Consider the following 6263-nt stretch of genomic DNA (forward strand, 5'->3'; position numbering starts at 1 on the left):
CACTTTGGCGTAGAGCTCACCAGGCCGCCGCCCAGCGCGCGCACTTCAAAACAAAAAGACAACTGTAATGCTAGAGCATGATCCGGAAAAGTGGATACCGGTTTTCCGAAAAAGATCATGCTCAAACAAAGAGCTAAAGCGGGATGACGATTCGAAGATAAGTCATCGCGCTTTAGTGCCGCCGACTGCCCCCGATCATCGAGATCACCGGCCGGTCAGATCTCGATTTCTGTCCCGAATTCCACCACCTGTCCGGTCGGCACGCCGAAGAACGCCGCAGTGCGTTCGGCGTTGCGTTGCAGGAATGCGAAGATTGATTCCCGCCAGACCCACATGCCCGGAACGTCCTCGCGCGGGATGATGGTCTCGCGGCCGATATAGTAGGTGACGTCGGAGAGATCGATACCGGGCAGCTTGCCCTGCCGGCAGGCGAGTTGCAGGCCCTCATAGATGGTCGGGTATTGCATGAAGCCGTAGTGCAGGATGACGCGCGTGATGCCCGGGATGATGTCGATGATCTCGGCGCGGTCGCCCTCGGAAATGCGCGGGGATTCCTCGATCTGCACGGTGACCAAAAGCACGCGTTCGTGCAGGACGTGGTTGTGCTTGACGAATTGCGTCAGCGCGAGCGGCACGCCGGTCGGCGCGGCGGCGAGGAACACGGCAGTGCCCGGGAGGCGGGCACGGCACTTATTGATGGCGGTCTCGATCAAATCTTCCTCTGGTTGCCGCAGTTTTGCGCGGGCACGCTCGACCAGCTTCACGCCAGCGCGCCAGGTGAGCATCAGGAACGCGATCGAGCCTGCCAGCAGCAGCGGAAACCAGCCGCCTTCGTGCAGCTTGGTCGAGTTGGCCGCGAAGAAGATGAGGTCGATAACAAGGAAGAAACCGTTGACGGCGAGCACGATCAGCGGCGAGTAGCCCCACTGGATCGCAACCAGCGCCGCCAGCAGCGTGGTGATCGCCATCAATAAGGACACCGCGATGCCATAGGCGCCCGCAAGGGCATCAGAAGTGCCGAAGCCCAGCACCGCGCCAAGCGTCGCGGCGGCGAGCAGCCAGTTCACCAGCGGCACATAGATCTGCCCGATCGCGTCGCTGGTGGTGTGGAGGATGTGCATCCGCGGCAGGAAGCCGAGCTGGATCGATTGCTGGGTCAGCGAGAACACGCCCGAGATGATCGCCTGGGAGGCGATCACGGTGGCGATCGTGGAGAAAGCGACCAGCGGGTAGTGCAGCCAGTCTGGCGAGAGCTGGAAGAATGGATGGTCCAGCGCGCTCGGATCGGTGATCAACAGCGCGGCCTGCCCGAAATAGTTGAGCACCAGCGCGGGCAGACAGACGGCGAACCAGGCGAGCCGGATCGGAAACCGCCCAAAGTGCCCCATGTCGGCATACATCGCCTCACCGCCGGTGACCGCGAGAAAAGCTGCGCCGAGGATGGCAAAGCTGATGTGGAAATTCTGGTGGATCAGGAAATTGAAAGCATAGAACGGGCTGAGCGCCGCGAGCACTCCAGGCGCCTGAACGATGCCGTGGATGCCGAGCGCGGCGAGAACAAGGAACCAGCCGAGCATCACCGGTCCAAAGATCCGGCCGATGAAGCCGGTGCCCTGCTTCTGCATCGCAAACAGGCCGACCAGAATCACGATGGTGATCGGCACGACCGCCGGCGCCAGCGATGGCGCGTCCACCTTCAATCCTTCGATCGCGCTCAAGACCGAGATCGCCGGGGTGATTGCGCCGTCGCCATAGAGCAGGGCGGCGCCGATGAGGCCGACGACCAGAAGCTGCGCGCGCCAGGTGCCCGGCGGCGCATTGCGCGCGTGGAGCAGCGCCAATATCGCCACGATCCCGCCTTCGCCGCGGTTGTCTGCACGCAGGATCAGGAGCGCGTATTTGATCGAAATGATCAGGATCAGCGCCCACAGGATCAGCGATACCACGCCCAGGACGGCGTCCGGCGTGATCGTGCCGCCATGGGCGGCCGCCCTGGCTGCCTCCTTGAGCGCGTAAAGGGGACTGGTCCCGATATCGCCATAGACGACGCCAAGTGCGCCGATGGTTGTTGCAAGAGGAAGCGGGCTCGGCGGATGGCCTGAGGCAATGGCGGGCGTGCTTGACATCGGCGAGACCCCCGATTGCATCGCACCCACCGGATCGTCCGAAGGGCGCGACCAAGACGGCAGTCTGCGACGAGACGTCGCAAATTACCACTGTGTTGCTGCGGGGGCGGGGGAAAGCGGAGGTTACGGGGTACGATCGGCCGTGACGAGGCGGGCTTCGCGAACACCGTTCTGGGTGCCGGCGTTGCGGAGGCAGGAAGCGTCGAAGTTCGGCCAGGTTTGCTGCGAGCAGTCCTTGGCGACAGGGCGGATATCCAGCCGGTCGGCCTTGGCGAGGGGGCGGGGCACGCTGGCTTCGACCTGGGGCGCAAAGCCGGGAAGAACGGTGAGCGCGGCGGCAATGAAGGCGGCAACAGCGACGGCGGAAAGTGCCTTGATCATGACGGTTCCCTGTCAGTGGGCCTTGGCGGCCCGTCGTTTCGTTGGCGGGGGTGATAGAGGTCGCCCGTTTCCTGCCGTCTTCGCCGGGAACGAAAATGATTTCGTTGCCCCGGGATTTTGTTTCGTCGGCGCCAGATAGATGAAACATTGGGGTTCAGGGCCGCCTGGGAACCCGGCTGGCTTGCCGGCCAGCCCTAGGCAGGTTAGAGGGGGATATGCCTCGCACCGCGCTTTATCCCGGCTCGTTTGACCCGGTTACCAACGGCCATCTCGACGTGGTCAAGCACGCCGTCGTCCTCTGCGACCGCCTGATCGTCGCCATCGGCGTCCATCCGGGGAAGAAGCCCCTGTTTTCGGTCGAGGAGCGCCTGGTGATGCTGCAGGAGGTATTCGGCCCCGTCGCCGCCAAAGCCGGCTGTGGCTTCGAATGCATCACGTTCGATGACCTTGTCGTCACCGCGGCGCAACGCGCCGGTGCTACGATTCTGATCCGGGGCCTGCGGGACGGCACCGACCTTGACTACGAGATGCAGATGGCCGGCATGAACGAAGCCATGGCGCCCGAGGTGCACACCGTGTTCCTGCCGGCCTCGCCGACGGTCCGGCCGATCACGGCCACCCTGGTGCGCCAGATCGCCGGCATGGGTGGCGATGTCTCCAACTTCGTGCCCAAGGCCGTTGCCGTCCGACTCAAGGCCAAATTCGCCAGCTAGCTCTCGCGCTCTTCTCAGATATCCGTTCCGGAGTTTTCATGATCCGAATCCTCGCCGTTCTCGCCGCGCTCCTCTGTGTGGCTCCCGCGGTCGCGCAGCCCTTGCCGGCCAATCTGGACAAGGCCAACGCGATCGTGATCGACACCAGCAAAGGCCGCATCCTCATCAAGCTCAGGACGGACATCGCGCCGCAGCATGCCGAGCGCATCAAGCAGCTCGCGCGCGAGGGCTATTACAACAACGTGCCGTTTCACCGCGTGATCGACGGCTTCATGGCGCAGACCGGCGACGGCCAGAACTTCAACGGCACCGGCGGCTCGAAATACCCGAACCTGAAGCAGGAATTCTCGAACGTCCCCTTCAAGCGTGGTATCGTAGGCATGGCGCGGCGCGGCGACAGCGTCGATAGCGCCAACTCGCAGTTCTTCATCATGTTCGCGGACGGCCCGAGCCTGAACAACCAATACACCGTGATCGGCGAAGTGGTGTCCGGCATGGACGTGGTCGACAAGTTGAAGAAGGCCCCCGCAGGCTCCCCGAGCGGTGCGGTGACCGATCCCGACAAGATGGTGAAGGTGCAAGTCGCATCCGACATCAAGTGAGTTCAGGCGATGCTGCGCGGCAAACCATTGCTCTGGTTTGCAGCGCCGCTGATGCTGCTTGCCTGCGCGGCGCGGGCGCAGCCGGCGCCCGAAAAGCTCGATACGCTCAAGGATCTTTTCATAAAGCTGCACAGTTGCTTCAAGCCGCCGCCGCTGTCGCAGGCCAACCCGATCGACATCACCGTGATCGTCAGCTTCAACCGCCAGGGCGCAATCCTCGGCCGTCCGAGGATCACCTATGAGACGGCTGAGGCCAGCGAGAATGACCGGTTGCAATACCGCATCGCCGTGATGCAGGCCTTGGAACGCTGCACGCCGTTGCCATTTACCGATGCACTGGGCGGAGCGGTTGCCGGCCGGCCGATGGCGATCCCTTTCCGAACCCGCAAACGTCAACCCGAAGCCAAAGAGAGGCGAGCATGGCTGTCACCGAAAACACTCTGATCCTCGAAACCACCCAGGGGCCCGTCACCATCGAGATGCGGCCGGACGTCGCGCCGAACCATGTCGCCCGCATCAAGGAACTGGTGCGCGAGGGCTTCTACGACGGCATCGTGTTCCACCGCGTGATCGAGGGCTTCATGGCCCAGACCGGCTGCCCGCAAGGCACCGGCACCGGCGGCTCCGGAAAGAAGCTGAAGGCCGAGTTCAACAAGGAGCCGCATGTCCGTGGCACCGCCTCGATGGCACGCGCCGCGAACCCGGATTCCGGCGACAGCCAGTTCTTCATCTGCTTCGACGACGCCTCCTTCCTCAACGGCCAGTACACGGTCTGGGGCAAGGTCACCGAGGGCATGGAGAACGTCGACAAGATCAAGCGCGGCGAGCCGGTGCAGAACCCGGACAAGATCGTCAAGGCAAGGATGGCTGCCGACGCGGAGTAATTGTCTCCCCTCATGGTGAGGAGGCGCAACGCGCCGTCTCGAACCATGGGGCCCCTATGCTGCCACAGCCGGGCCTCATCCTTCGAGACGCGCGTTCCGCGCTCCTCAGGATGAGGGTCTGATGTACGTCGCTTGGCCCGATGCGCACCGACCTCTTCGACTTCGACCTCCCGCCTGAACGGATCGCGCTGCGACCCGCGAGTCCGCGCGACGCTGCGCGGATGCTGGTGGTGCAGGGGGACGGCGTGCTGCGCGACCGCACCGTGGCCGAGCTGCCGCAATGGCTCGAGCCGGGCGACCAGCTCGTGGTCAACGACACCAAGGTGATCGCGGCGCAGTTGAAGGGCCGGCGCATCGGCCGCGAGACCGAGCCGAAGATCGAGGCGACGCTGATCAAGCGGCTCGATGGTTCGCGCTGGCAGGCGCTGGTGAAGCCGGCGAAGAAACTGGCGGAAGGCGACACTGTCCGCTTCGGCAATGAGGGCAGGGTCTGCCTGCTCGGGCATCTCGATGCGCAGGTCGAAGCCAAGGGGCAGGAAGGCGAGGTGACGCTGTCATTCTCCTTCCACGGGCCCGCGCTCGACCAGGCCATTGCCGATCTCGGTGCCCCGCCGCTGCCGCCTTACATCGCCTCGAAGCGCACGCCAGACGATCAGGATGCCGCCGACTACCAGACCATGTTCGCGGCCAATGAGGGCGCGGTCGCAGCCCCGACCGCGGGCCTGCATTTCACGCCGGCGCTGGAGGCCGCGCTGCGTGGCCGCGGCGTCGATATTGTCAGGCTGACCCTGCATGTCGGGGCAGGGACGTTCCTGCCGGTGAAGGTGGACGACACGTCCGAGCACAGGATGCATTCCGAGTGGGGCAGCGTTTCCGCAGAGACCGCTGCCGCGCTGAACGCGGCGCGCGCCAAAGGCGGGCGTATCGTCGCGGTGGGCACCACCTCGCTGCGGCTGCTCGAAAGCGCTGCGAGGGAGGATGGCACCATCCAGCCATTCACCGGCGACACCGCGATCTTCATCACGCCCGGCTACCGCTTTCGCGCGGTCGATATCCTGCTGACCAATTTCCATCTGCCGCGCTCGACCCTGTTCATGCTGGTGTCGGCCTTCTCCGGGCTCGATACGATGAAGCAAGCCTATGCGCATGCGATCGCGGCGGGCTATCGGTTCTATTCATACGGCGACGCGTGTCTGCTCTTTCGCGCACACGAGGGACGCGAGTTTCTGTAGATCGTGTAGGGTGGGCAAAGCGAAGCGTGCCCACCATCCGCACTCCGCAAGAAATGGTGGGCACGCTTTGCTTTGCCCACCCTACGAGGCTGGATTGCGCAGGAGCTTTACGCGTTCGCGCTGCCAGTTGATGTGCCCTCGCCCCTTGTGGGAGAGGGCTGCTCCGCTTCTGCTACTGGACTCATTCGGGTGAGGGGTTCTCTCCACGAGGACGGTCGCCCGTGGAGACAACCCTCATCCGGCGCTTCGCGCTGAGCAACCGGCGACATGGGTAACACTTCAAACCGACGACATGGGTAACACAATTCTCGTTTCGTTCAGGTCT

The 6263-nt window shown here is 63.9% G+C and carries 7 protein-coding genes; 5 read left to right on the top strand and 2 right to left on the bottom strand.

The window, feature by feature from the left end; all coding sequences use genetic code 11:
- Window positions 1-215 precede the first annotated feature (215 nt).
- Both AAFX91_RS37620 and AAFX91_RS37625 read right to left on the bottom strand, forming a co-directional pair.
- Window positions 216-2126, bottom strand: coding sequence for a potassium transporter Kup (locus AAFX91_RS37620; RefSeq protein ID WP_130580988.1), 1911 nt, complete (start codon window positions 2124-2126; stop codon window positions 216-218).
- Between the two features lie 123 nt (window positions 2127-2249).
- On the bottom strand, window positions 2250-2507 hold the full coding sequence (locus tag AAFX91_RS37625) for a hypothetical protein (RefSeq protein ID WP_394569870.1): 258 nt from the start codon (window positions 2505-2507) through the stop codon (window positions 2250-2252).
- Between the two features lie 215 nt (window positions 2508-2722).
- On the opposite strand from AAFX91_RS37625, the gene coaD reads away from it, so the two are divergent.
- From coaD to queA, 5 genes are all read left to right on the top strand, one after another.
- The gene (gene coaD, locus AAFX91_RS37630) at window positions 2723-3220 is read left to right on the top strand and encodes a pantetheine-phosphate adenylyltransferase (RefSeq protein ID WP_130580990.1); all 498 of its coding nucleotides are present in this window, start codon (window positions 2723-2725) and stop codon (window positions 3218-3220) included.
- 38 nt (window positions 3221-3258) lie between these two features.
- The gene (locus AAFX91_RS37635) at window positions 3259-3822 is read left to right on the top strand and encodes a peptidylprolyl isomerase (protein WP_130580991.1); all 564 of its coding nucleotides are present in this window, start codon (window positions 3259-3261) and stop codon (window positions 3820-3822) included.
- 9 nt (window positions 3823-3831) lie between these two features.
- Entirely contained in the window at window positions 3832-4266 is a 435-nt protein-coding gene (locus AAFX91_RS37640; protein ID WP_394569871.1) for a hypothetical protein, read from the top strand.
- Window positions 4242-4706, top strand: coding sequence for a peptidylprolyl isomerase (locus tag AAFX91_RS37645; RefSeq protein WP_282527119.1), 465 nt, complete (start codon window positions 4242-4244; stop codon window positions 4704-4706). The genes AAFX91_RS37640 and AAFX91_RS37645 overlap by 25 nt, the downstream gene beginning before the upstream one ends.
- 140 nt (window positions 4707-4846) lie before the next feature.
- Entirely contained in the window at window positions 4847-5938 is a 1092-nt protein-coding gene (queA, locus tag AAFX91_RS37650) for a tRNA preQ1(34) S-adenosylmethionine ribosyltransferase-isomerase QueA (protein WP_394569872.1), read from the top strand.
- Window positions 5939-6263: the final 325 nt, after the last annotated feature.

It is taken from the genome of Bradyrhizobium sp. 31Argb (assembly GCF_043638955.1).
GTDB lineage: Bacteria > Pseudomonadota > Alphaproteobacteria > Rhizobiales > Xanthobacteraceae > Bradyrhizobium.